Genomic DNA, 26,124 nt, shown 5'->3' on the forward strand with positions numbered 1-26,124 from the left:
TATTTAAACGTGATGAAAAGGTAGTGAAAAGATGAATCAAACAAAGAAAAAACGTCTTAGCTTTTTAGACCGGTATCTTACGCTTTGGATTTTTCTAGCTATGGGTGCAGGGATTCTGTTAGGTTTTGCCTCCCCTGGAGTAGTAAGTAGCTTAAATCAATTACAAGTAGGAACCACTTCGATTCCATTAGCAATTGGTTTAATATTGATGCTCTATCCGCCTCTTGCAAAGGTACGCTATGAGGAAATGGGGCGTGTGTTTAAGGATGTGAAGGTTCTTCTTCTTTCACTCGTTCAAAACTGGATCATTGGTCCAATTCTCATGTTTTTGCTCGCTATTATCTTTTTACCGGATAAACCGGAATACATGGTTGGCCTCATTATGATTGGATTAGCACGCTGCATTGCAATGGTCATTGTTTGGAATGATTTAGCAAAAGGGGATGCAGAATACGCAGCCGGTCTTGTGGCATTCAATTCGGTCTTTCAAATGTTGTTTTTCTCCGTGTATGCGTACCTCTTCGTAACTGTTATTCCAAGCTGGCTAGGCATGCAAGGTGCTATTGTTTCCATCACTATGGCTGAAGTTGCGAAATCGGTATTTATTTACTTGGGTATCCCATTTTTTGCAGGGATGATAACCCGTTTTACCTTTGTGAAAATAAAGGGAAGACAGTGGTATGAGAAAGTATTTATCCCGAAAATTAGTCCAATTACGCTGATTGCTTTATTATTTACCATTATCGTTATGTTCTCTTTAAAGGGAGAATCCATTGTAAGTGTACCGTTAGATGTGGTTCGCATTGCGATTCCTTTATTGATTTACTTTGTAGTGATGTTCTTTGTCTCCTTCTTCTTAGGAAAGAAAATTGGTGCGAATTATCCGGTTACGACTACGTTAGCATTTACGGCGGGTAGCAACAATTTTGAACTAGCCATCGCTGTCACAGTTGGCGTGTTTGGCATCCATTCCGGCGCTGCCTTTGCTGCGGTAATCGGACCGCTTGTGGAAGTTCCCGTGATGATTGCATTAGTAAACGTAGCCTTATGGTTTAAACGTAAATATTTTGCAGAGCATGCAGCATAAGAAAAGGTGGAATGTATAATGGAAAATAAAAAAACAATTTATTTTTTGTGCACAGGTAACTCTTGTCGTAGCCAAATGGCAGAAGGATGGGCGAAAAAATATTTAAGTGATAAGTGGAATGTGCATTCCGCTGGGATTGAAGCACACGGTGTAAATCCGAATGCGATTAAAGCAATGCAAGAAGTGGATATTGATATCTCCAATCAAACTTCAGACAAAATTGAACGTACGCTTTTAAATAACGCAGATTTAGTAGTGACACTTTGTGGTCATGCAAGAGACGTTTGTCCGACAACTCCGCCTCATGTCAAACATGTTCACTGGGGATTTGATGATCCAGCAGGGCAGGAATGGACGAAGTTTCAAGAAGTGCGCGATCAAATTGGAGAACGTATCAAGGCATTTGCAGAGACAGGCGAATAATAAATCTGGAGAGGCTAGGAACAAATTGTTCCTAGCTTTTTTATTTTTTTCGCAATACTTTCGCAATCCTAATTTCTTTTCATAATGAAAATTACTTCCTATACTATAGAAAGATATTACCTAAAAAGGAGAGAAAACGATGATACCATTTCTACAACATAACCCAACCCATCTATGGTTTGGCAAAGATCAAATCAAGCAATTGGCAAATGAAATTGGTGACAGGGGCAAACGTATTTTAATTGTATACGGAGGCGGCAGTATTAAGAAAAATGGTGTGTATGATGCTGTGATGGAGCAATTACAAAGCGTAGACGCTATTGTGTACGAATTGTCTGGAGTAGAAGCGAATCCACGTCTAACGACTGTACATAAAGGAATTCAACTATGTCGTGAAAAGAACATTGATATGATTTTGGCAGTAGGCGGTGGAAGTGTCATTGATTGCACGAAAGCAATTTCCGTCGGCGTACCCTATGAAGGCGATGTATGGGATATTATTACGAGAAAGAGTACAGCTGCAAGTGCACTTCCATTCGGTACGGTGTTAACACTCGCTGCGACTGGTTCTGAAATGAATTGTGTGTCAGTTATTACAAATTGGGAACAGGGTGAAAAAAGAGGATGGGGTACGCCGCTTGTGTATCCACAATTTTCTATTTTAGATCCAACCTACACATTCTCTGTTCCGCGCCATCAAACGGTGTACGGCGTTGTGGATATTATGTCGCATGCACTTGAACAATATTTTCATCATATCCCCAATACACCCATGATTGATCGCTTTATTGAATCTGTTTTGCTTACAGTCATGGAGGCAGGGAAAAAGCTTGTTGATGATTTGCGTGACTTCTCACTACGTGAAACGATTATGTATGCAGGCACAACTGCCTTGAATGATACATTGTCGAACGGTACAGACGGCGGTGACTGGGGCTCTCATCAAATCGAGCATGCAATTTCTGCCTTGTATGACATTCCGCATGGTGGTGGTCTTGCAATCGTCTTTCCGAGCTGGCTAACCTATACAGCAGCCATTGATCCTTCTCGAATGAAGCAACTAGCAATCCGTGTATTCAACGTTGATCCAGAAGGAAAAAGTGATTATGACATCGCAATCGAAGGCATTGAAGCATTGCGTGCATTCTGGAATTCCATTGGGGCACCTAGCAAACTAGCTGACTATGGTATAGATGACTCACGATTGGATGAACTTGTTGAAAAATCATTTATGAAGGATCAGGTTGGATCCTATAAGATTCTGAATAAGGAAGATGTAACCGAAATTTTAAAAATGTGTTTGTAAGTTATAATCGTTTCACTAGTAAGTCCGACAATGTAGTTTCATTGCCGGACCTTTTTTGTAGAGAAGAAAAAGTAGAAGTGGATGAGAAAAACAACGGTGGTTTAGCACGATTGACTGGCGGTGCCGTTGTATGAAGGGGTGCTTGTTTTCTAGAGAAAAGGGTAGTAGAGATAGTTTCCTAAATTTTTCTTTACAACAAAAAATTCCAGACGTATAATCAAATCGTTATTTCAATTACATAGTGGCTTAGTCTTGGGTAACCAAGAGCGGAGGAACCAATATTTTGGGGTTAATTCTACGTTTGTAGAAGGGATGAATGTACTCTTTCACCATCCTACCCGTCAGCTAACTTCGTCGGCTAAAGTGAAGGAGGTCGATAGACCGTCTTTTTGGAGCGGCCTTTTATTGTTTTATTCAATAAAATGCTAGTTCTAGAATGTAAGGTCTTTTTTGCGTTTTAGACGGTACAAAATATGAAGATATTATGTTTTTATTCTGAAACTGCTATGAAATATTTTGGGTAAGGTAGAAAATAAAGATGATAGATACAAATTATGTTATTCAGTATTACACTCGTAAGTTTGAGGAGGGTGACCATGCTTGTACCAGGGATTATTGGCGTCTTATTGATTATTTATTTACTGTATGTGCTTATAAAACCGGAAAAATTTTAATACAGGCTGGATTCGAACAAGGGTAGGAGGAAGACAATGATGACAATGGGTTTGATACAAGTAATCGTCACAATTTTGATTATTTTACTGCTAGTTAAGCCAGTAGGGTTATATGTTGTGAAGGTATTTGACTATGAACATACAGGATTGGATCGTGTATTTGGTCCGGTGGAGCATTTGATCTATCGCTTGATTGGGGTAAGAGAGAAAGACAAAATGGGCTGGAAGCAATATGTGATGGCTATGCTTCTTTCAAATATAGTCATGTTTCTATTTTTATTTGTCGTGCTCCTTACGCAGAAGTATTTACCCTTAAATCCAGATCATATAAACAATATGCCAGCTGCCTTAGCCTTTAATACAGCGGCTTCCTTTATTACGAATACGAATTGGCAAGCCTATGCGGGGGAAAATTCACTTTCTTATTTGTCTCAAATGCTGGCAATTACCTTTCCTATGTTTACATCTGCAGCTACTGGGTTTGCAGTTGCGATTGCATTCATTCGGGGATTGATTGCGCACCGTGATAATTTAGGAAACTTTTATGTAGATATCGTTCGCACGATTACCCGGATCTTGTTGCCGTTATCCTTTCTTGTTGCTCTCTTTTTAGTATTTCAAGGGGTGCCGCAAACCTTGCATGGTGCGGCGGATGCAACAACGATAGAAGGAGTAAAGCAGACGATTACGAGAGGACCTGTGGCATCACTTGAGTCTATTAAACACATCGGAACCAATGGCGGCGGCTATTTTGGAACGAATGCAGCGCATCCGTTTGAAAACCCAACGCCTCTTACAAACTTTATTGATATTCTATGCATGATGCTGTTACCTACGGCGCTAGTGTATGCGTTTGGCATCATGATTAAAAATAAAAAGCAGGGCTGGGTGATTTTCACAGCGATGATGGCGCTGTTTCTTACCTTTCTTGCGATTGTTTTTTTTGCGGAGTATAATGGCACACCTGCCATGCAGGCACTAGGTATACACGGCAACATGGAAGGAAAAGAAGTACGCTTTGGTATTTCAGAATCCGCATTGTTTACTGCTGTTACAACTGCCGCAACAACGGGTTCCGTGAATAATATGCATGATTCACTAACGCCAATTGGTGGCCTTGTTTCACTAGGTGAAATGATGCTAAATAACGTGTTCGGCGGCAAAGGCGTTGGTCTGCTAAATGGACTCTTGTACGTTATTCTTACTGTCTTTATATGCGGGTTAATGGTCGGCCGTACACCTGAATTTTTAGGAAAGAAAATTGAAGGAAGAGAAATTAAGTTAGCATGTATAGCAATTCTAACGCATCCAGCGCTTATTTTAATTGCTTCCGCTCTTGCCTTTACGAACTCCGGTGCAGTTAGTTCGATTTTAAATCCGGGATTTCATGGGTTAACTGAGGTGATTTATGCATTTACATCGGCAGCAGCAAACAATGGGTCGGCCTTTGCTGGGTTATCCGTTAATACGGATTTCTATAACATACTACTAGGAATCGTTATGATTCTAGGACGCTATATCTCAATTGTTGTCATGCTTGCAATCGCAGGTTCATTAGCTACGAAGCATGCAGTAGCTGTTACGACCGGAACCTTCCGTACGGATACACCGTTGTTCACTGCGATTTTATTAGTGATTATCATCGTAGTTGGTGCCCTAACGTTCTTCCCAGTAGTAGCACTCGGTCCAGTTGCAGAGCATTTAGGGATGTTTTAAAAGGAGGAAGTAAGATGGTAACGGAAAACAAATCATCATCCAATGACAGTTTGATGCAGGCAGTTGTTAATTCTTTTATAAAATTGAATCCGATTGTTATGATAAAAAACCCGGTAATGTTTGTGGTAGAGGTGGGGACGTTTATTACCCTCTTGCTTGCGATTGATCCGAACCTATTTGGGATAAGTTCGGCTGGAAGAGGATATAATGTGTCCGTTTTCATTATTCTTCTCTTTACATTACTGTTTGCAAACTTTGCAGAAGCACAGGCGGAAGGGCGAGGAAAGGCGCAAGCAGAGACACTTCGAAAAACAAAATCAGAAACAATGGCAACATTACGACAAAAAGACGGTACGTATATGAGCGTAGCTTCCACTACGCTGCGAAAAGGTGATATCGTCCGGGTTGAGGCCGGTGAAGTGATTCCTTCAGATGGTGAAATAATAGAAGGTCTTGCCTCCATTGATGAATCAGCTATTACAGGAGAATCAGCTCCAGTTATTAAGGAAGCAGGAGGGGATTTTTCATCCGTTACCGGCGGAACGCGTGTTATTTCAGATGGTATTGTTGTAAAAATATTAACAGATCCTGGAGAATCCTTTCTTGATCGAATGATTTCGCTTGTCGAAGGAGCGGCACGTCAGAAAACGCCAAATGAAATTGCATTAACAACATTGTTGGCTGTGCTTACGCTTATCTTCTTAATTGTAATTATGACATTAGTTCCAATTGCCGGTTATTTACAAGTATCACTGGATGTCGCAACACTAATCGCACTGCTAGTTTGCCTCATTCCAACGACCATTGGCGGACTTCTATCTGCAATTGGAATTGCTGGTATGAACCGCGTTACGCAGTTTAATGTATTAGCGATGTCTGGTAAAGCGGTAGAAGCAGCTGGTGATATTGATACGATGATTTTGGATAAAACGGGTACGATTACATTCGGAAATCGATTGGCAGATGAATTTATTCCGGTTTCGAGCGTTTCAAAGGCGGATATCACGCTTGCGGCGCTTCAGGCATCTGTAAAGGATGATACACCGGAGGGACGCTCAGTTATTACATTGGCTGAAAAATTAGGTGTAACGTGCAATGAAGCCGATTATGAGAATGCGGGGATCATTGAATTTACTGCAGAGACGCGGATGTCCGGTCTTAATTTACCGAATGGCTTACAAATTCGAAAGGGTGCCGTTGATTCCATCAAGAAGTATGTGGTAGCACAAGGTGGAATGGTTCCAGAAGATTTAGATGAGAAAGCGAGTGAAGTTTCGAAAGCAGGGGGAACACCGCTTGCAGTAGCGACTGGGAATAAAATATACGGCGTTATTTATTTGAAGGATATCGTGAAGCCTGGCTTAAAGGAACGATTTGAAGAGCTTCGGGCAATGGGAATAAAGACGATAATGTGTACCGGTGATAATCCATTAACAGCAGCAACAATTGCAAAGGAAGCTGGTGTAGACGAATTTATTGCTGAAGCGAAGCCTGAGGATAAAATTGCAGCAATTAAAAAGGAACAAGAGCAAGGTAAGCTCGTAGCCATGACCGGCGATGGCACAAACGATGCACCTGCACTTGCACAAGCAGATGTGGGCTTAGCTATGAATTCTGGTACGATGGCAGCGAAGGAAGCAGCAAATATGATTGACTTAGATTCAGATCCAACGAAACTTCTATCCGTAATAGCGATTGGAAAGCAATTATTGATTACACGCGGATCATTAACTACTTTCTCGATTGCCAATGACATAGCGAAATATTTCGCTATTATACCAGCGCTCTTTATTCTTGCAGTGCCACAGTTGCAATTTTTAAATATTATGGGGCTCGGCTCACCGAAATCGGCGATTCTTTCTGCATTAATCTTTAATGCGATTATCATTCCTCTCCTCATTCCGATTGCAATGAAGGGAGTTAAGTACCGGGCTATGGATGCAAACAAGCTTTTATCTCGTAACTTATTAATTTTTGGCTTAGGTGGTGTAGTTGTACCGTTCATTGGGATAAAGATGATTGACTTTATTGTAACTGCATTACATGTAATAGGATGAGTAAGGGGGGAAGAATGTCATGAAACCTATAATAACAGCACTTAGAGCAGCCATTGTGCTCTTAATCATAAGCGGATTGTTATATCCCGTAATAACAACAGGCGTTGCCCAAGTATTATTTCCGAAGCAGGCCGAAGGAAGTCTAGTCGTACAAGATGGTAAGGTACAAGGGTCTATACTATTAGCACAAGAATTTAAGGGAGACGAATGGTTTCATTCAAGAGCTTCCGCCGCCAACTATGATCCGAAAGCTTCTGCTGCTACCAATGCAGCAATTGCCTCTGCGGATTATAAGAAGACAATTACCGAATCTGTTAATCAGTTAAAAAAGGAAAATTTAAATATCGGTGCTTCCGTTCCCGCAGATATTGTGACAACGTCTGGATCCGGATTTGATCCGGATGTATCACCAGAGGGAGCGAAGGCACAAGTGCCTCACGTTTCACAGGCTACAGGTATCACACAGGAACAATTACTTTCATTAATAGATTCGCATACGAATGGACGGCAGCTTGGTTTGTTCGGTGAGCCGCGTGTAAACATATTAGAACTCAATTTAGTACTGCAGCAGATGAAAAAATAATACGAATGGACCGTTATATAATAGGTATAACGGTCCATTCGTATATTCCTAGAAAAAGAGAAGGGAGGTTTAGAAATGAGGGAAGAGCAATTTCGTAGAAAAGCACCAGAGGAAATTTTAAAATCGATTCAAAAAATATCAAAGGGTCGGTTGAAGATTATACTGGGTGCTGTTAGTGGCTCTGGTAAAACATATCATATGCTACAAGAAGGAAATAGTTTAAAAAAACGGGGTGTAGATGTTGTCATTGGTATTGTAAGTGCCCATAATCGTCCGAAAACGACTGAACAAATTGGAAGTTTACAAACGATTCCTTCTATTATATGGGAACAAGATGGAGAGATGCAGTATGATCTCGATGTAGATGCCATTGTAGAGCGAAATCCGGAAGTCGTTCTAGTAGATAATCTCGCTCACCTGAATCACATAGGAGCATCTCGCAGTACGAGATTGGAAGATATTCGTTTTTTACTCAGTAAAAAAATAAGTGTCATTACAACGGTTAATATATATGAGCTAGAAGGCATTGGGGACGAGGCAGGTAAGTTAACAGGGCGTAAAGTAACAGTAGAGTGCCTTATACCAGAAAATACCCTTGCCAGCGCGGATGAAGTAAAGCTGTTAGATGTTACACCTGAAGTTATAATGAATCGCCTGCAAGAGGGTAGTATAGATCAGAAACATGGAAAACGCGTAGAATATCATCTCTACGAGCGAAGCAACCTCGCTGTTTTACGGGAGCTGGCACTACGTTTTTTTGCTAATGAAGTAAATGATACACTTGACGAATATCGCACATCTCACGGAATGATTGGATCGTCAGGTGCCTCAGAAAGAATAGTAGTTATGGCACAGTATCATTGGAATGGTAGCATTCTCGTTCGCCGCGGACATCAAATTGCCAAACGATTAGGTGGAGAGTTACTGGTTGTTTCGTTTCAACCACCTAACCAAAAATTATCGAATGAAGCACTGACATTTAAGCGTTCTATCATAAAGCTTGTTGAAAAAATAGGAGGTACCTTTGAAGAAATTTTCTTATCTAACGGTTCATTAGCCCAACAAATTGTAACCTATGCAACGAGACATAGCGTAACTCGCATAGTAATGGGGCAATCCAAACGAACACGGTGGGAAGAAATGATAAACGGTTCTATCATTAATAAAATATTACAAAAAAAGAGAAATATAGATATTTTCATCGTTGCTGATCGAGCAGAACGTGATGGGGAAAGAGTGCTACCAACGAAACTCATTAGTAAGGATAATGAGCCGTATCGCCGGCTTTCGCAAAAGGAATTGGAGAGTGAAATTAATCGAATAAAACAAGGAAAGCTGAAAGTGTATGTTGGCGCTGCACCTGGTGTAGGAAAAACGTATACGATGCTTCGTGAGGCCAATGAGCTAAGGAAAAAAGGAATAGATGTGGTTATAGGATTGCTGGAATCACATGGGCGGAAAGAAACCATTGAACAGGTAGGAGAACTAGAGAGTATATCTCAAAAACGTGTTTCTTATAAAGGAACTTATTTAACAGAAATGGATACTGAGGGTATTCTAAAGCGAAATCCTGAGGTTGTATTAGTAGATGAGCTCGCGCATACGAATATTCCAGGAAGCGAGCGACGGAAGCGCTACGAAGATGTTGACATCATATTGGCAGCAGGAATCTCTGTTATTGCAACGATGAATATTCAGCATGTAGAAAGCTTAAATGATAGTGTTGAACAAATTACAGGAATACGAGTTCGTGAAACTGTTCCTGACAGCATACTTCAAAAAGCAGATGAAATTGAATTGATTGACGTTTCTCCGAAGGCATTACGTGAACGAATGAGGGAAGGCAATATTTATTCTCAAGACAAAATTGAACAAGCATTATCAAACTTCTTTAAAACTGGAAATTTGATTGCTCTGCGGGAGTTGGCACTTCGAGAAATTGCAGACGATGTTGATGAACGGCTAGAGGCATGGGAGAGGAAACAGGCGCTTCGCGGTCCTTGGCGTCAACAAGAAGTCATTTTCGTTTGTGTTGATCTCAGGGAGCAGAGTGAGAGATTAATTCGACGAGGATTTCGCATTGCGTATCGTTTAAAGGCGACTTGGTATGTAGCATTTGTAAAACAACATCCTTTGACTGAGCATGATCAACAAGTACTAGACAAGATAATTCAGTTAACAAGTCGTCTTGGAGGAATATTTGAAATGTATGAGTCCACTGATCGGCGTCATATTTTCATTGAATTGGCTGAGCATATGAATGAAAAGCATGCAACGCAGGTAATCATCGGACAATCTGAACGAACACGATGGGAAGAAATTACGAAAGGTTCCATTGTGCAGCGTTTGCTTCGAGAGGTTCGTCATATGGATGTGTTAGTCGTTTCTAATCATCATTCACAAACGTAAGGAAGCTGACTCTACTAGGAGTAGCTTCCTCGTTATTACATGCTATTCGTCCTCTGAATCGAGCTCTTCTTCACCGATAAATAATTGATTCGTATCTTCATCATAATCAAATAAGTCTGCATACCGTCCCCAGTCGATAAGGGCATCTAATTGTTTTTCTGATTCTTCTGCATTAAAATGTTGATTTAAAATTTCAATAAAAAATTCCCAGTTCATTGTTTTGTTTGCTTTCGAATTCAATACGTTGACGATTGTAGTCATCATTGGAATCCGTTCCAAAATCTGTTGCTTAAACAAATCCTTTCGATCTTGAACGGAAATTTCAGCAAATTGCTGACCAATTTTTGTTAAGGATATGTCACCGTTCATGGTATTGGTAAATCCTAATAAATCTGAAGAATCAACGAGTGGAAGGAAGTCTTCCAAATCTAGCATGAGCTCTTCCCCAGCTAGTTTGTATAAGTCGATTGTATCTTCATCTAAATCTTGCAGAAGCTCAAGGAATCCTGCAAGCGCACCGCCTGGCACTGTAGAAGGTATTTGTGGCCACTTATTCGTATTTTTCTTTTCAACTATGTTCTTTTCTCTTCGGGTAAGAAGAGAATACAAGTGATCGACAATGCTTGTAAAAGTAGGATGCTCTTTATCGCGAGGACGATCGAGCATGACAGAAATATCAGCGATGATATGTGCAGGATCACGCGATAGAACAATTGCCCGGTCTGACATGTATACAGCTTCCTCAATACTATGTGTAACCATAATGATGGACTTTGTAGGAATTTTTTTCTCATACCAAAGATCTAAAATATCATTTTTTAAGTTTTCTGCAGTTAGTACGTCGAGTGCGGAAAAGGGTTCGTCCATTAATAAAATGTCAGGTTCCATTACAAGTGCTCGGCCAATCCCAACGCGCTGACGCATACCACCAGAAAGTTCTTTCGGATAGGCATTTTCAAAACCCTCTAGCCCAATCATTTCAATAATGTCATCCACTTTATCTTTTTTTTCCTTTACAGATATAGTGAATTTCTCTAAGCCTAACTCGATATTTTCTTGTACCGTTAGCCATGGAAAGAGTGCAAAGGACTGGAACACCATACTGCAACCAGGATTAATACTATCGACTGTTTTTCCATTATAAGTAACAATTCCTTTAGAAGGAGGAACAAGACCCGCTATAATTCGTAGTAGCGATGATTTACCTGACCCTGAAGGACCTAGGATACTCACATATTCTCCTTCTTTTATATCGAGTGAAATGTTTTCCAACACAACTTTATTTTGAGATTTTTCTTTTTCATATAACTTTGTTACATCTTGTACGCGAATGAGAGTCACAGAACATTCCTCCTTTAGTCTAGATGATACTTCGTTTCCGCAATATGGTACATTTTTCTCCAGAAAAAGCGATTCACTACGACGACAAGTGTAGCCATGACGAAAATACCCCAAATGATATGTGGCCAGTTCCCGGCAGTTGTCGCTTGTGTAATATAAGAACCAAGTCCTGTAGCAATAAGATTATTTTCCTTCCATGATACGATTTCTGCTACAATACTTGCATTCCAAGCTCCACCACTAGCTGTAATACCACCCGTTACTAAATAGGGGAAAATGCCTGGTAGAATAAGGGTTGTCCATTTTTTTCTTGTAGATAAATTTGTCATATTTGCCGCTTCTCGAAGATCGGATGGAATTGCCATCGCACCTGCAATAACGTTAAATAAAATGTACCATTGCGTTCCAAGCATCATAAGTGGTATGGCACCAATTTCAAAATTAATATTGTATTTCACATACAATATAGTTAAGAAAGGAAATGCCATGTTTGCTGGAAATGAAGAAAGAACTTGGACAATTGGCTGTGCAATTCGGGATAATCGCGGATTAAATCCAATTGCAACTCCTACTGGAATTGTCCACAATGCTCCGAAAATAGTCGAGATGATAACACGCCCCATTGTTAGTAGACCGAGTCCAATGACGTGGACCATTTCTTGTGGACCGAGTGATGCAACATATTGCACGCCTTGAACGGAATAGGATCCTATAAAAATTATCACTACTAGAAAAACAATTGCTCCAAAAATTCGACCCCAAATCGGTCTTACAACAAGCTTCGGAAGAGAAGGAAGGGTATCCTGCTTGAATGTTTTACGTAAACGGTATAGCAATTCCTTTCTTGCTTCGGCAAAGCGTTCGCTCATTACTTGGAAAAAAGCAGCACGGGTAATAACCGTAAGAACCCAAGAAGATTGCGTTGAAACAGAAGCCGTTTGTTCATTACGAAATTTCTGTGACCAAGTAACAACAGGTCGCCAAAATAGTTGATCGACTAAGACAATGAGAATAATCATTGTCAGAATTGCATAAAACATAGCACTCATATTTCCGGTTGCAATAGCAGTTGCCATGTATGATCCAATACCGGGTAATTGAATGTTGTTATTTAAAACAGAAATGGATTCCGATGCAGCAAGGAAAAACCAGCCCCCACCGAATGACATCATACTGTTCCAAACGAGTCCAATTGTTGAATGAGGAAGTTCTAGCTTCGTAAAGCGCATCCAAGGACTTAATTGACTCATTTTCGTAAATTCTGAAAGATCTTTAGGAACAGATCGTAGGGAATAGTAGAAGCTAAGCGTCATATTCCATGCTTGCCCCGTGAAGATTGCAAAGATAGATGCACATTCAACCCCAAGGAGACTGTTTGGAAATAAGGCCATAAAACCTACCACAGTCGCAGATAAAAATCCAAGAACTGGAACAGATTGTAAAATGTCGATAATAGGAATCATGATACGTTCTGTCCATTTATTCATAATAGCAATTTTGGCGTACATTAAAGTAAAAAGTAAAGAGGCCCCATAGGCTATGAACATGCGTAGCAACGATCGACCTGCATAGTAGGGCAAATAGGCCGGAGATAGGTTAATATCAATATTTTGTTGTGGAGAGAAAGGTACTTTCATTCCTTTTCCTAACAGAATAAATACATACAACAATCCGAAAATAGATAATAATACCACGATATCAGCCCAACTGAATCGTTTCTCTTGTTTTGCTGATGATAAGGTTGTTGCTTTCACTTTGCTTTCCTCCTTGTTTCATCAAGGTGTGTACATATGAATGAACGAAGGATACACAGAATTGATGATTATATCATTTCTATAGCTATCAAACCCAAAGTATCTTTCCTACAAAGCGAATTAGGCAACACATCAAGTTCGTTTTGTAAGGAAGCCTTGTTCAAAATATGTATTTTATGTATGAGTTAAATTTTTTTAACATATGGAAGTTGACCGACTCTATTTTAACATTCTTGTCTCTCATAAATATGTGAAAAATTATGACTTTACATTTTTGTAATATTACTTTACAGAGCCATTCATATTCTGTTCCTTACGAAGCTTCCAAAGTCGATGCATATGCTGCACAATTACTTTTAAGACGGCATAAGTAGGGATTGCAAGAATCAGTCCAAGTACACCTGCGAGGCTCCCTGAAACAAGAAGCAGTGAAATAATGGTTAATGGATGAATAGATAGGGACCGTCCCATAATTTGTGGTGAAATAATATTTCCTTCAATTTGATGTGCAATGATTACAACAATCAATACCTTTACAACCATCGCTGGAGACATCAGAAAAGCAACAATAATAGCAGGAATGCTTGCAATAATAGGTCCGAGAAATGGAATGACATTCACAAGCATCGCTACAATAGCAAGAACGAGAGAATAGTCAATACCGATAATTACATACCCAATATATAGCATAACCCCCACACACATACTAATAAAAATTTGACCTTGAATGTATGAGCTAAGTGCTTTGTCTAAATCTAACAATATCTGATATCCATGGTCGCGTTGGGAGGTAGGAAGAAAGCGAACAATTAGCTTCGGTATATTTTCCCCTTCCTTTAGCATATAAAACAGGATAAATGGAACCGTAACAAACACGGTAACGATACTTGTTACAATGCCAATGATATTTACAACGTTACTACCTAGATTAGATAAAGTGAAAGATAAGTATTTGTATGCTTGGTCAGAAAGATTAGCTAGGCTTAGGTTTCCGTTTGTTTGAAACCGATTAATCCATTCATTATGTTCCAATTCAATAATTTTCAGGCGTGCTGATTCTAATAGATAAGGTGCATTATTTATTAAACTGGTCGTCTGTCGTTGTAAGATCGGACCAAGATTATAAACGATAAGAAAAATAATACTAGCTGCGACTAGATAAATGAGAAAGATGCTGAGAGATCTACGCATTTTTTTAGATTCTAAAAATGATACGAGGGGACGAAATAAATAATACAAAACACCAGCAACTAAAAATGGAGTAAATAAAGTTTGAATAATGACGGCAATGGGTCGGAAAATAAAATTTATCTTGGTTCCCATAAAAATAATGAGAAAAATGAGGAGTATTCCGTACCCGATACGAAATAGTTTGGTTTGTGGCATAGTCTCACCTTCTTTTTATAAATTATAAATACGAACTCTCTAAGCTTAACAAATGAAATAGAAATCAACTACCTATTTTTCATTTTTTCGGTTTAGTAATAACGGGAAAGGGGTAAGAGGAGTAGAAGTGCATAAATATGGAAGAGTTATTACATAAAATAGTGGAGACTGAGGAACGATAGAGGGAAAGCAACTTCTTTGGAAGGTGAAATGAACTTGAAATTACATAACTCTCGTCGTGGGCGTCAGAAAAATAGTAGTGAGTCTAACACTAGCTTAGCTTCTTCTCTATTACAAAAGCAAATTCATACCAATTTGGAAATGTTACAGACCATTATGGGCAAAAGTACGGATATTATTACACGAAAAATCATGATGAAGGAGGAAGAGATATTTGCTGCAGTTGTACACATTTCAGGAATTTCCGATGAAGAACAAATCGATCGAGCGATTATTGCCCCTTTGCTTTCTGCGCAAATAGATTGTAAAGATATACAAGAAGCGGTCTTTCAAGTGAAACAAGCCATTTCAGTTTCAAATATAACAATAGGTGAGAATTGGAAGGATGTTAGTAATGCCATTCTCTCTGGGAGTGCTGCCATTTTTATTGACGGATGGGAGCAAGCTTTTTTGGCAAATACAACAAAAATGCAAAGCCGTTCACTAACAGAATCCACTACACAAACGGTTATTCGCGGACCAAAGGATAGCTTTACTGAAAACTTTGGAACGAATGTTGCACTCGTTCGCAGCAAGCTGCAAAGTCAAAATTTGCGTCTTGAGACGATGAAGATTGGGAAAGAAACGCAAACCAATGTTGGCATGATGTATATCAAAGGAATAGCTAACAATGAGATGGTTGGAGATGTGAAAAAGAATTTACAACGAATCGATATTGACGGTGTATTAGAATCGGCATACGTAGAAACCTATCTTCGTGACGATACAATCAGTCTATTTCCAACTTTAGTAAACACGGAACGACCTGATGTGGTGATTGGAAATTTATTGGAAGGACGAATTGCAATTTTCGTACACGGAACCCCTTATGTACTCATAGGTCCGGCAACCTTTATTCAGTTTTTTCAAATCTCTGAAGATTATTATGGAAATCAATATATAAGTTCATTTATTCGCTTACTTAGGTTTATATCATTTTTTATTTCGATGTTTGTGCCAGCTATTTATATTGCGCTTATTTCTCATCATCAAGGTCTCATTCCAACCCAGCTACTTATTAGTATGGCCGTACAAAGAGAAGGCGTTCCGTTTCCTCAAATTGTGGAGTTATTTGGGATGGAAATTATCTTTGAAATATTACATGAAGCAGGTATTCGTATGCCCCGGGCAATCGGACAAGCATTTTCAATTGTTGGTGCACTCATAATAGGCCAAGCGGCAGTGCAGGCAGGTATTGTATCGGCGACGGTGGTTATTATCGTTAGCATTACAGCGCTGTCCACCTTTGTTATTCCAAATTATAATATGTCGATTGCATCTCGTATGCTGCGGTTTATCTTTATCTTGCTTGCAGCTTTTCTTGGATTGTATGGGATTACTCTAGGCTTTCTTATTGTTGTGCTTCATATGTGCGGCTTACGTTCGTTTGGGGTACCATATATGGCTCCTATTTCGCCTTTGCGAATCGATGAATTAAAAGATACATTCATTCGCTTTCCCTTACCAAGCTTACTAAAGAAGAGACCATCTCCGGCTAGTTCGCAAAATAAAACACGAGAGGAGATCCATAATAATCATGAAGGTTCGAATGAAAAGTAGTATATTCATTCTCATTTTGTTCCTCTTACTTGCTGGATGTTCGAATTATAAAGAACTGAATCAATTAGCCATTGTACTTGCATTAGGAATTGATTATAACGAAGACACAAAGCAATATGATATCACATTTCAGGTTGTCAATCCTCGCGGGGTTCCCTCAAGCTCTGCTGCTGGAGGAGGTGAGACTTTAGCTGTAGTAAATTTATCGGGAAGCGGATATACGTTAACTGAGGCTGCACGTAATACATCCTTAAAATTTGCACGAAAAAGTATATACTATCATACATCACTAATCGTAATGGGAGAGGCAGCTGCAAAAAAAGGTCTTTCTACTATTTTAGATTCAATTGAACGTGATCCAAAAATTCGAGCGAATATACCTATTTTACTTGCACGTGATATAAAGGCAAGCAAGTTGCTAGAAATCATTCCTCCGTTTGATAAAATCCCGACTAAATCTCTTCTTGGGAAATTGGATAATACTGTAACTAAATATGGTGGAAGTAATGGAGCAATGGTATATCAAGTAATTTCTGCTTTGAAAAGTCAAGGAAGAGAGCCTGTTATCAGTGCAGTAAGCATTTTAGGTAATCCAAAAAAAGGAGCGTCAAAAGCAAATTTAGAGAGTCTTGATGCGGTCTATACGTATTTGAATGGAATGGGAATTTTTCATGATGGAAAACTAGTCGGATGGATGGATGGTGAACAAATAAAAACCATTCAAATACTAGCAAATAAAATGGAAACAACAATTATTACGGTACCTTGTGGAAAAGGAGAGCATTTAACAATGCAAGTTTACCATACAAAGAGTAAGGAAGAAGTAAAAATAAATCAGGGTGTACCTGACATTGGAATCAATGTCTTTATGAGTGGATATATGAGTGAAAAACTATGTGTAAAGGACCTGACAAAAGAATCTGTATTGGGAGGTGTTCAAAAGCGTGCAGAAAAAGTAGTGAAAGCGTATATAGAGAGCAGTATAAAGGAAGCACAGAAATATAAAAGCGATATATTTGGTTTTGGAGAAAATATCTCCCGCTCAGATCCGAAAGTGTGGAAACAGGTACAAGGGGATTGGGATGAATTATTTGCTAAGGCAAATGTAAACGTAACTGTGAAGGTGAAAATAGAAGAAATTGGAATGCGTTCGAAACATTACTGAGTGGAGGAATGTAACGTGAAAGAGATAAAAATAAGTACCTTTCAGTTTTTTTATTTAGTCGTTATGTTTGAACTAGGAAGCGCTTCGTTATTAGATGTCGCAGCGCCTGCCAAGCAGGATGGTTGGATTGTATTATTAATAAGTGCAATGCTTGGAACGTTAATCTATTTTGTTTACGTAGCTTTATATAATAAATATCCAAACATGACTTTTACAGGATATTCCAGAGAAATTTGGGGGAAATATGTAGGGTGGTTGGTTGGATTTGTATACGTCCTGTATTTTATCTATATAGCTGCAAGGGTACTGAGAGATTTTGAAGAGCTTCTCATGATATCAATATATCAACAGACATCCATTTTTTTACTTGGCTTATGTATGATTCTGACGATTATGTACGGTATTTACAAAGGATTTGAAGTGTTTATACGATCCGTTTGGATATACTTTTTCGTGTATTTTTTTATTTTATATTCTATTATTGGTTTAGAAATCATTAGCGGTCTTATATCCTTGCAAAATATAAAACCCATTTTAGGTGATGGATTGGGACCTGTTTTTAAGCAAATATTTCCGATGACACTCACCGTTCCATTCGGAGAAATGGTGGCATTTACGATGTTACTACCATATTTACAAAATCAAAAGAAAGCCCGGAAAATTGGAGTCATTGCTATTCTCGTTAGTGGTCTCTTACTAGCAAACGATGCACTGCGTCATGTTGCCATATTAGGGGTAGACGTGGAACAACGAGCGATTTTCCCAATCTTAACGGTTGTCAGTTATATTAACTACGCTGGCTTCATTCAACGATTGGAAGCGTTAGTTATTCTATTGTTGGTTATTTTAGGATTTGTAAAAATTTCAGTTTTCTTTTTTTGTGCTGTAATAGGGCTAAGCGATTTATTTCGCGTATCAAAGCCTACGACACTTATTTACCCAGTCGGAACGATTATTTTTATCAGTTCTATTGTCATGGCTCCCAATTATATGAATCATATTCGTGAAGGATTAAAAATTGTTCCGTATTATTTACACATTCCTATTCAATTCATTATACCTTGTTTACTTCTGCTTACCGCTAAGATACGAGGAAAAAAGAAAGTGACACCATAGGGAATAGGAATAAACCTCCACTTTGTGTCACAATCAATCAAGCTTTCCTTAATTTTTTTTTCTTTTCTTCTTAATAAATGTAAGAAAAATAAATGATGTAATAAAAAGAAAAGTAAGTATATAATCTTCATTTTCCATTCTATGTTTTGCACTTATGAATGTATGTATCAAGTGTGTAGGATCTCGATGCTGTACTAAATCCAGTAAAAAAATTAAGGCTAGCATTGCAATACTTGTAATGATAAATATAATTAATGTTTTCATAATCAATCCTTTTTATTATTATTATTAACGGAATTATTGTTTCTATACGGTAAATAAATTATAGTAAATGGTGTAACAGGCGCACGATAGATGGATATGGGTTTATGGTAATGTGATAGAAAAACATTAGATTATGGAGAGGCTGGGATGCACAATTGTTCTCATGGACGAGGAAATATTTTCAGAGCTATAGCTTTCAACGGGTTTTAATCTTACTGTTTTTAGCGCTCCTATTGTACAGCTTACGCAGCATGATCAACTTAATTTTACTTACTTTTATATTTACCTTTTTAATGGGTCGACTACATAAATTTCTATCAACACGCCTCCAAAAAATCATCTCATTAAATCGTAAGTTTACGGTAGCAGTGTTATATATCATACTTGTTATTGCTTTATTCATAGTGATTTATAAATTTTTACCGGTCGTCACCACACAGATTATTCAACTTGTAAAGCAATTAAAGGCATTTTATAATCACCCACCTAATGATCCCATCATTCTTTATATTATTGACACATTAAAACAAAATGAACTTTCGGGATATACAACACAGTTTATTGATATGATGTACAAATATGCAACAAACGTGGGAAAACTAGGGTTTGATGTATTTTTATCGCTTATTTTAAGTTGTATTTATCTTTTAGAAAAGCCTAGAATTATTGAGTTCACGAATCGTTTCGAAGACAGTAAGATTTCGGCTATTTTTACAGAAACGAAATATTTTGGGGAACGGTTTGCTAGGTCGTTTGGAAAAGTAATTGAAGCACAGTTCGCTATTGCCTTTGTGAATAGTATATTAAGTGTTATAGCTCTCTACTTCATGGGCTTTCCACAGTTAATTGGTTTAGGGCTAATGATTTTCTTTTTTGGATTAGTACCTGTTGCTGGTGTGTTCATTTCTTTACTTCCATTGTGTACAGTTGCATATACAATTGGTGGAATGATGTATATTGTATATGTCATTATTATGATTACAGTGCTCCATATGCTAGAAGGCTATGTACTTAATCCAAAGCTCATGTCATCAAAGACCAATTTGCCGATGTTTTATACGTTTACGATTCTTATTTTTTCAGAGCATTTCTTAGGAATTTGGGGGTTAATTATTGGCATTCCTATTTTTATGTTCTTTCTTGATATTCTGGATGTGGATACAAATAAACAAAAAAGCAACAAGTAATGTAATATATTATCTTTGATTATAAATTTTTTATCAGGATACATATTATGTTACTATGAATGTAGTAAGCTTCTATCTTTACAAAAATGAATGGAGGAATTTGTTCATGTCAATTTTCAAAAGATTACGTGATCTAACATTGTCAAATGTATATTCTCTTATCGAAAAAGCTGAAGATCCAATTAAAATGACAGATCAATACTTACGCGATATGCAAGAGGATTTAGAAGAGGCAGAGAAAAGTGTTGCGGCACAAATTGCTCTAGAGAAGAAGTTCAAATTGTTATATGAAGAACAAGAAGCCTTAGTGAATAAACGTGATGAACAAGCAAATTTAGCTGTACAAGCGAAAAACATAGATCTTGCACGAAGAGCCTTGGAAGAGAAGAAAAATGCCGAGCAAAAACGTGATGAATATAAGGCTAGCTATGAGCAAAATAAGTTGGCTGCTGATAATCTTCGTGAAAAGCTTGAAGAAATGCGCAAGCAAGTGACCGAATTAAAAAACAAACGGGAAACACTTGTTGCACGCGTTAATGCTGCAAAGGCGCAAAAAAATATAAACAAAGCTATGTCTGGATTTGATTCCAATACTGCACTTTCAGGACTTAAGAGAATGGAAGATAAGGCACTTCAATTAGAAGCAGAAGCAGAAGCGAGCGGAGAAGTGTATAAAAAGGAAAAATCTATTGATGAAGAACTGGCAAGCATGAGCAAAGACAAAGAAATTGATGATGAGTTAGCACAATTGATGAAGAAATATGAAAAATAGAATCTAAAAAAAGGCTTCGCATCTCTACCAAAGCATGTTTTGGATGTAAGGAAACATGCTTTGGAACATACTTGTGAGGAGAGAAAATGCAATGACGTGGATGAACGTTGTAGCCATGCTAGTCTGGACTGCTTCAGGAGCAGTCACCCTTTTCATACTTATGTGCATTGATTCTTTGTTTACAAAATATAAGGATTTAGCTGAGATGAAAAAAGGAAATGTCGCAGTTGCAACAAGATTTGCTATGAAATTATTTGCGCAAGGATATATTTTGTCACAGTCGATATTGAAATCCAATGATTTATGGCAAGCATTGCTTGCTTCTGTTATTTCCTTTTTTATTCTAGTCCTTCTTCAGTATGTTGTGCAGTTTATGTTACAACGCTTAGCTGATTTTGATTTAGATGAAGGAACATTGCAAGGTAAGATTGCATATGCTCTCGTAGGCGGTTCCTTGCATGTGGTGGGAGCGCTTATTTTAGCTGCTTGTCTATAATGATTTAAGGGAGAGTATACTTGTGGGTATATTTAATCGAATTAAAAATATTATGAAGAAGCCAGAGCCACCAAAGCAGGAAAAAAGCGTTTTAACATTAGCTCTGGGAGATATTCTAGAGGTATCGTTAGTTACCTATGAAATTATTGGTAAGACGAGTTTGCAGAGTCGAAATGAGATCTTTTTAACATTACAAGATGGAAACACGATGAGATATTTAAAAGTAGAGAGCAGAGAAAAACTATATTATGAATTGTATACGCCAATCGATGGACGTCTCGATTCTATTCAAGAAGTACCAACAACCATTCATATGGATGATGTAGATTATTACATGGAAGAAAATTATTCTACTTATGTAAGTAATCAAGGAAAAACCCCTTTTCCCTCTTCCAGTGAACAATATATTTGGGAGTTTCAGTCTGACAATCATAAGCTACTACGACTTGAATGGCAGGATGGCCGCATGATGATGTATGAGGGAGAATCTGTTCTTACTGCTGATGTACAGATTATACGAGGAACATAGGAGGGACGATTATGCTAAAGCGGTTCGTTACTAGTATGAAAGCAGCCATAGCAGTTGTACTCGTTTCTTCGTTACTGTTTGGCTGTACGAACCAGCAATCAGTTAGTTCACTCTATCCTCTCGATTCAGCCGTGAATAACGGAAGTCAGCAATCCTATGTTTACCGTGCTGAAAACAAAACTGTTCCAGAGGTAGCAAGTCAGCTGAGTGAACAGAAAAAGCCAGAACAAATTTCAAAAACAGACGATAATCAAATGTTTCTTGTCTATTCCGATGAATTATATAATATTCAAAAGGATAAAGATAAGCCGACAGATACATTAATTGAAGTGAGTAATCAAGAATTTGTTCGAAATAATTATAATCCATCCTTTTTAGAAGGGTATTTGTTAGCCAGTGTATTGGATCGCGTATTTTTTCAAAAAGGGACGAATTATGGTGATTACCGGGGCTATTCAAACCGAAATACCTATAAACCAAATATTGATTATCATAAGCCGACTGTTGAAGAAAAGAAAACGCTTCCGCCTTTGACGAAACAAGGGGTAGGAAGTATTATTAAGCGAAGTGATTCGGGTGGGAGCGGTACGTCAGTAGGGTCTCAAGGGACGATTACCGATAAGAGCACACCATCAACAAATCAAAACCAGGGAAATGTTATTAAGTCGGATACACCATCTAGTAATGTGAATCCAAAGCAATCTACTATTACTCCTCCTAAGAGCAACTCACCTCCGAAAACAAAGGTGGGAAGCAAAGGAACCATAATAAAACGAAAATGAAAAGAAGCGATGAATCATCATAGATTCGTCGCTTCTTTTTTAGGCTGTAATTCAACTTTCTTTTTAGTCACAATAAAATAGCCAAGCATGGCAAGAAGAATAACAAAGGTACTATAGAAGTATAGAGAACGAAATCCGATGCCAGCTGCAAGTCCTACGACAACCGATCCAATTCCTATACCTGTGTCAAATATAGATAAAAAGGTAGCTGTAGCTACTCCTTTTCGTGAAGGAGCTGCATTACGAATGGCAATCGTCTGGAGAAACGGAAATAAAGTACCCCATCCAAGACCGATAAGCGCTGCTGATAGAAGAAATAAAAGTGCTGAATTTGCTGTACTTAACACGACCATGCCAATAGCAAACAAGAGAATTGAAGGATACATTACTTTATTTGCGCCATACAAGTCAAACCATTTCCCAGTAAATGGTCTTGAAAGAATAAGTACAACTGCATAGACAACAAAAAAGTAGCTTGCTGAAGATGCAAACCCTATTCCTTTTGCATAGACAGATACGAAGGAAAGTATGGATGAGTATACCAGTGCAAATATGGATGCCACCAATGAAATACGAATCGCCGATACCTCAAACAGATTTGAGAAAGAGAATTCTATATGTGGCACGGAGGGATTGTTTTCTGGCAAGTACTTTGGAATTTTAATTAATAAACCAATAAGAAGAGATAGAAAGGCAAATGAAGAGCTTATTATAAATAAGTTTGATATGCCAAAATTTTGATAGATTGTTAATCCGATAAATGGTCCCAATACCATCGCTAGATTTGTTGACATGGTGAAATACCCCATACCTTCACCTATGCGGGAACTCGGAATTACATCGGCGACAATTGTTCCAGCCACCGTTGTTGCCATTCCAAATCCAATTCCATGTAAGAAACGTAGAACCAATAGACCGGTAATCCCCTGCGGGACAAAATATAATAGTGCAACTACAAAAAAAATTAAGAATGATACTGTAAGAACAGTTCGTCTCCCCAGTTGTTCAATCCATCTGCCTGTTAATGGGCGTATAATTATTGCCGCAAATAGAAATACAGTAACTAGTAAGCCTGCTGAAGAAGCATGACTATGAAATGTTTGCATGGCATATATAGGTAGAGTGACGAGTAGACAATAAAATACTAAAAACAGAAAAAAATTACTGATTGAGACACGGATGAAATTCGGTGTCCATAGCTTCGGTTTTGTCATGTACGTTCCTCCTGATAAATGTGAATCTTTCGTTAACAAATTACTTACCTAGGTAAACTTATCATGATAAGAGAAAATGAGTCAAGAAAAGAAGAAGAAATGAGATTGAAAAAATGAAAGAACGTGCCATCTCTTGCATAAGATAGCACGTTCTTTACATTATTTTAGGTTATTTACCTACAATTTAAAATTCTAAGCATAGATAACTTAATGTACCAAGATCATACGAACGGTTAATAATCTTAGCTTTTTGATTAGGATTTCCGCTTCCCATTGCAATAAATAATGGTACAAAGTGTTCAGGACGTGGAACAGCTAAACGAGCTTTTGGTGCTAATTTCGCATAATTGAAAAGGGATTGTAAATCATTTTTCTGGATATGATCGATTAACCAGTCGTCGAATTCCAAAGCCCATTTTTCAGGTGTTGCTTGATCCCATTCTAACATACCTAGGTTATGAACAGTTACGCCGCTACCAATGATAAGAATGTCTTCCTCTCTTAATTCACGAATAGCTTCCCCAATCTTATATTGCTCAGCAGGGGATAGATAAGGATGAATGGATACTTGTACAACAGGAATATCTGCTTCTGGATAAATTCGGTGTAATAAAGTCCAAGCGCCATGATCTAAGCCACGTGATGTATCTCTCCTTACACTTATTCCGCTTTTTGTTAGCTTTTGGGCAAGCTTAGAAGCCACTTCGGAAGAACCTTTTGCACGATATTTAATCGTATATAGTTCTGGTGGAAAACCACCAAAATCGTAAATGGTATCATATTCATCATCAGAAGAGGAAATCGTTAATTCACCGCTTTCCCAGTGAGCAGTAAATACAATGATTGCCTTTGGACGAAGTTGCTCCCCTAAATCTGCTAAAAACTGTGTATATGGTGTTTGCTCTATCGCAAGCATGGGCGATCCATGTGCTAAAAATAAAGATGGCATCATAGTAATAATTCCTCCTTAATGTTACATTAGTTAATTACTTTATGTAAGTAAGTATATAATGGTAATTATATTTCGTCAAGTAAAAATTAAGCTGTCATAATCTGTTCTTATAATAGTCTTGAATAGGATGATATTGCGTACTATAGTATGTACGTACTAATGAAAAAATATAAAGAAGATTATATCTAGTGATAGATACAAAAAATAAGAGAGAGAACATTATTTGTATTTATTATTCTTATCAGTAGTCTATCCGTAGGAAAATGGTAATACGATACAGAAAATGAAACCTTAAAATGTGGTATTAACATTACTTCTACATGAGGAGTTGAAATGATGAATCTTGAAGAATTCCATTATATCGAACATATTAACGAACTAAGGAAACGTCTTATTATTACAAGTATATGTTTTGTTATATTCTTAATTATTGGTTTTGCAGAAGTAAAGCCATTGTATCATTTTATTACGAGAAATTTAGTGACAAAGTTAGTTGTACTTGGACCTGGAGACATATTATCACTTTATATTACATTAGCGGCTATCATCGCAATAATCGGTACCATTCCTGTGGCGGCACTTCAGTGTTGGCTCTTCGTAAAGCCCGCGCTACGGGAATATGAAAGAAAAGCGACTCTTATGTATATTCCTTTATTATTTGTGTTATTTCTTATTGGTCTCGTAATTGGTTACTTTTTTGTTCTACCCAATATTCTTTCCTTTATTTCGTTTCTAGCCGGGGATGTATTCCGACAAATGTATACGGTAGATAAGTATTTTGATTTTATCTTTCATCTTGTTATTCCATTTGCTCTATGTTTTGACATGCCGGTTGTATTTATGTTTCTCACAAGTATTGGGATTATTAAACCAGCGCATTTACAAAAATCTAGAAGATATGCGTATTTTATCTTAGTTATCGTAGCATGTTGTATTTCACCGCCAGATATTATTTCTCATCTGTCAGTTAGTATTCCGCTTATTCTTTTATATGAGAGTAGTGTACTTGCCTCTCATATCGCATATCGGAACAAACAAAAACGAGAGCAGGCTTATATGGAAACTGAGGGAAATGAATCTCTAAGTGTATAAATAAAAAGAAATCGCAGGTTACATTACCTGCGATTTCTTT

General features: G+C 37.9%; 22 protein-coding genes and 1 riboswitch. Of the genes, 17 read left to right on the forward strand and 5 right to left on the reverse strand.

What is annotated here, in order from left to right; all coding sequences use genetic code 11:
- Positions 1 to 31 precede the first annotated feature (31 nt).
- The 8 genes from arsB (at position 32) to ACAN53_RS16050 (ending at position 10,255) form a co-directional block, all read left to right on the forward strand.
- Positions 32 to 1,087 (forward strand): ACR3 family arsenite efflux transporter, encoded by a 1,056-nt coding sequence (gene arsB / locus ACAN53_RS16015; RefSeq protein ID WP_379971163.1) that lies wholly within the window; start codon positions 32 to 34, stop codon positions 1,085 to 1,087.
- Between the two features lie 18 nt (positions 1,088 to 1,105).
- Positions 1,106 to 1,510: an arsenate reductase (thioredoxin) gene (gene arsC, locus ACAN53_RS16020; protein WP_379971164.1), complete on the forward strand. Its 405-nt coding sequence runs from the start codon at positions 1,106 to 1,108 to the stop codon at positions 1,508 to 1,510.
- A 139-nt stretch (positions 1,511 to 1,649) separates the two neighbouring features.
- Positions 1,650 to 2,816, forward strand: a complete 1,167-nt coding sequence (locus ACAN53_RS16025) for an iron-containing alcohol dehydrogenase (protein ID WP_379971165.1) — start codon at positions 1,650 to 1,652, stop codon at positions 2,814 to 2,816.
- A 233-nt stretch (positions 2,817 to 3,049) separates the two neighbouring features.
- A riboswitch (cyclic di-AMP (ydaO/yuaA leader) is annotated at positions 3,050 to 3,191 on the forward strand.
- Positions 3,192 to 3,412: 221 nt separating this feature from the next.
- A complete protein-coding gene (kdpF, locus tag ACAN53_RS16030; RefSeq protein WP_379971251.1) occupies positions 3,413 to 3,490 on the forward strand; it encodes a K(+)-transporting ATPase subunit F in 78 nt (25 codons plus the stop codon).
- A gap of 45 nt (positions 3,491 to 3,535) precedes the next feature.
- Entirely contained in the window at positions 3,536 to 5,206 is a 1,671-nt protein-coding gene (gene kdpA / locus ACAN53_RS16035) for a potassium-transporting ATPase subunit KdpA (RefSeq protein ID WP_379971252.1), read from the forward strand.
- Positions 5,207 to 5,220: 14 nt separating this feature from the next.
- Positions 5,221 to 7,263: a potassium-transporting ATPase subunit KdpB gene (gene kdpB / locus ACAN53_RS16040; protein ID WP_379971166.1), complete on the forward strand. Its 2,043-nt coding sequence runs from the start codon at positions 5,221 to 5,223 to the stop codon at positions 7,261 to 7,263.
- A 19-nt stretch (positions 7,264 to 7,282) separates the two neighbouring features.
- Positions 7,283 to 7,846: a potassium-transporting ATPase subunit KdpC gene (gene kdpC, locus ACAN53_RS16045; RefSeq protein WP_379971167.1), complete on the forward strand. Its 564-nt coding sequence runs from the start codon at positions 7,283 to 7,285 to the stop codon at positions 7,844 to 7,846.
- A 75-nt stretch (positions 7,847 to 7,921) separates the two neighbouring features.
- Positions 7,922 to 10,255 (forward strand): histidine kinase, encoded by a 2,334-nt coding sequence (locus ACAN53_RS16050; protein WP_379971168.1) that lies wholly within the window; start codon positions 7,922 to 7,924, stop codon positions 10,253 to 10,255.
- 42 nt (positions 10,256 to 10,297) lie between these two features.
- Here the strand turns inward: ACAN53_RS16050 and ACAN53_RS16055 are convergent, their stop codons facing one another.
- The 3 genes from ACAN53_RS16055 to ACAN53_RS16065 all read right to left on the reverse strand — a co-directional run bounded on the left by ACAN53_RS16055 (position 10,298) and on the right by ACAN53_RS16065 (position 14,736).
- Positions 10,298 to 11,596: an ABC transporter ATP-binding protein gene (locus ACAN53_RS16055; protein WP_379971169.1), complete on the reverse strand. Its 1,299-nt coding sequence runs from the start codon at positions 11,594 to 11,596 to the stop codon at positions 10,298 to 10,300.
- A gap of 14 nt (positions 11,597 to 11,610) precedes the next feature.
- A complete protein-coding gene (locus ACAN53_RS16060; protein WP_379971170.1) occupies positions 11,611 to 13,350 on the reverse strand; it encodes an ABC transporter permease in 1,740 nt (579 codons plus the stop codon).
- Positions 13,351 to 13,632: 282 nt separating this feature from the next.
- The gene (locus ACAN53_RS16065; RefSeq protein ID WP_379971171.1) at positions 13,633 to 14,736 is read right to left on the reverse strand and encodes an AI-2E family transporter; all 1,104 of its coding nucleotides are present in this window, start codon (positions 14,734 to 14,736) and stop codon (positions 13,633 to 13,635) included.
- A 216-nt stretch (positions 14,737 to 14,952) separates the two neighbouring features.
- Between ACAN53_RS16065 and ACAN53_RS16070 the strand changes: the two genes are divergently transcribed.
- From ACAN53_RS16070 to ACAN53_RS16105, 8 genes are all read left to right on the forward strand, one after another.
- A complete protein-coding gene (locus ACAN53_RS16070) occupies positions 14,953 to 16,515 on the forward strand; it encodes a spore germination protein (RefSeq protein WP_379971172.1) in 1,563 nt (520 codons plus the stop codon).
- Positions 16,493 to 17,680: a Ger(x)C family spore germination protein gene (locus tag ACAN53_RS16075; RefSeq protein WP_379971173.1), complete on the forward strand. Its 1,188-nt coding sequence runs from the start codon at positions 16,493 to 16,495 to the stop codon at positions 17,678 to 17,680. Before ACAN53_RS16070 ends, ACAN53_RS16075 begins: the two co-directional genes overlap by 23 nt.
- 15 nt (positions 17,681 to 17,695) lie before the next feature.
- Positions 17,696 to 18,796, forward strand: coding sequence for a GerAB/ArcD/ProY family transporter (locus ACAN53_RS16080; RefSeq protein WP_379971174.1), 1,101 nt, complete (start codon positions 17,696 to 17,698; stop codon positions 18,794 to 18,796).
- 419 nt (positions 18,797 to 19,215) lie between these two features.
- On the forward strand, positions 19,216 to 20,247 hold the full coding sequence (locus ACAN53_RS16085; protein ID WP_379971175.1) for an AI-2E family transporter: 1,032 nt from the start codon (positions 19,216 to 19,218) through the stop codon (positions 20,245 to 20,247).
- A gap of 106 nt (positions 20,248 to 20,353) precedes the next feature.
- Positions 20,354 to 21,019, forward strand: a complete 666-nt coding sequence (locus ACAN53_RS16090; RefSeq protein ID WP_379971176.1) for a PspA/IM30 family protein — start codon at positions 20,354 to 20,356, stop codon at positions 21,017 to 21,019.
- A 91-nt stretch (positions 21,020 to 21,110) separates the two neighbouring features.
- On the forward strand, positions 21,111 to 21,515 hold the full coding sequence (locus ACAN53_RS16095) for a DUF350 domain-containing protein (RefSeq protein ID WP_379971177.1): 405 nt from the start codon (positions 21,111 to 21,113) through the stop codon (positions 21,513 to 21,515).
- A gap of 22 nt (positions 21,516 to 21,537) precedes the next feature.
- A complete protein-coding gene (locus tag ACAN53_RS16100) occupies positions 21,538 to 22,044 on the forward strand; it encodes a DUF4178 domain-containing protein (protein ID WP_379971178.1) in 507 nt (168 codons plus the stop codon).
- A gap of 11 nt (positions 22,045 to 22,055) precedes the next feature.
- The gene (locus ACAN53_RS16105; protein ID WP_379971179.1) at positions 22,056 to 22,826 is read left to right on the forward strand and encodes a DUF4247 domain-containing protein; all 771 of its coding nucleotides are present in this window, start codon (positions 22,056 to 22,058) and stop codon (positions 22,824 to 22,826) included.
- 17 nt (positions 22,827 to 22,843) lie between these two features.
- Here ACAN53_RS16105 and ACAN53_RS16110 read toward each other — a convergent pair whose 3' ends face one another.
- Both ACAN53_RS16110 and ACAN53_RS16115 read right to left on the reverse strand, forming a co-directional pair.
- Complete coding sequence (locus tag ACAN53_RS16110; RefSeq protein WP_379971180.1) at positions 22,844 to 24,040, reverse strand: MFS transporter; 1,197 nt, start codon at positions 24,038 to 24,040, stop codon at positions 22,844 to 22,846.
- Positions 24,041 to 24,224: 184 nt separating this feature from the next.
- Complete coding sequence (locus ACAN53_RS16115) at positions 24,225 to 24,992, reverse strand: DODA-type extradiol aromatic ring-opening family dioxygenase (RefSeq protein ID WP_379971181.1); 768 nt, start codon at positions 24,990 to 24,992, stop codon at positions 24,225 to 24,227.
- A 336-nt stretch (positions 24,993 to 25,328) separates the two neighbouring features.
- Between ACAN53_RS16115 and tatC the strand changes: the two genes are divergently transcribed.
- Positions 25,329 to 26,084, forward strand: coding sequence for a twin-arginine translocase subunit TatC (tatC, locus tag ACAN53_RS16120; RefSeq protein ID WP_379971182.1), 756 nt, complete (start codon positions 25,329 to 25,331; stop codon positions 26,082 to 26,084).
- The last annotated feature ends 40 nt before the right edge of the window (positions 26,085 to 26,124 follow it).

Origin of the sequence: Ectobacillus soli, assembly GCF_042610425.1 — a bacterium.
Taxonomy (GTDB): Bacteria; Bacillota; Bacilli; order Bacillales; family Bacillaceae_G; genus Ectobacillus.

What these genes read in the sequence shown, in the direction of transcription:
- ACAN53_RS16075 (WP_379971173.1), top strand. Translation starts at nt 16,493, where the DNA reads ATGAAGGTTCGAATGAAAAGTAGTATATTCATTCTCATTTTGTTCCTC.
- ACAN53_RS16050 (WP_379971168.1), top strand. Translation starts at nt 7,922, where the DNA reads ATGAGGGAAGAGCAATTTCGTAGAAAAGCACCAGAGGAAATTTTAAAA.
- arsC (WP_379971164.1), top strand. Translation starts at nt 1,106, where the DNA reads ATGGAAAATAAAAAAACAATTTATTTTTTGTGCACAGGTAACTCTTGT.
- ACAN53_RS16110 (WP_379971180.1), bottom strand. Translation starts at nt 24,040, where the DNA reads ATGACAAAACCGAAGCTATGGACACCGAATTTCATCCGTGTCTCAATC.
- tatC (WP_379971182.1), top strand. Translation starts at nt 25,329, where the DNA reads ATGAATCTTGAAGAATTCCATTATATCGAACATATTAACGAACTAAGG.
- ACAN53_RS16105 (WP_379971179.1), top strand. Translation starts at nt 22,056, where the DNA reads ATGCTAAAGCGGTTCGTTACTAGTATGAAAGCAGCCATAGCAGTTGTA.
- ACAN53_RS16115 (WP_379971181.1), bottom strand. Translation starts at nt 24,992, where the DNA reads ATGATGCCATCTTTATTTTTAGCACATGGATCGCCCATGCTTGCGATA.
- ACAN53_RS16090 (WP_379971176.1), top strand. Translation starts at nt 20,354, where the DNA reads ATGTCAATTTTCAAAAGATTACGTGATCTAACATTGTCAAATGTATAT.
- ACAN53_RS16095 (WP_379971177.1), top strand. Translation starts at nt 21,111, where the DNA reads ATGACGTGGATGAACGTTGTAGCCATGCTAGTCTGGACTGCTTCAGGA.
- ACAN53_RS16025 (WP_379971165.1), top strand. Translation starts at nt 1,650, where the DNA reads ATGATACCATTTCTACAACATAACCCAACCCATCTATGGTTTGGCAAA.
- kdpB (WP_379971166.1), top strand. Translation starts at nt 5,221, where the DNA reads ATGGTAACGGAAAACAAATCATCATCCAATGACAGTTTGATGCAGGCA.
- kdpC (WP_379971167.1), top strand. Translation starts at nt 7,283, where the DNA reads ATGAAACCTATAATAACAGCACTTAGAGCAGCCATTGTGCTCTTAATC.
- kdpA (WP_379971252.1), top strand. Translation starts at nt 3,536, where the DNA reads ATGGGTTTGATACAAGTAATCGTCACAATTTTGATTATTTTACTGCTA.
- kdpF (WP_379971251.1), top strand. Translation starts at nt 3,413, where the DNA reads ATGCTTGTACCAGGGATTATTGGCGTCTTATTGATTATTTATTTACTG.
- arsB (WP_379971163.1), top strand. Translation starts at nt 32, where the DNA reads ATGAATCAAACAAAGAAAAAACGTCTTAGCTTTTTAGACCGGTATCTT.
- ACAN53_RS16065 (WP_379971171.1), bottom strand. Translation starts at nt 14,736, where the DNA reads ATGCCACAAACCAAACTATTTCGTATCGGGTACGGAATACTCCTCATT.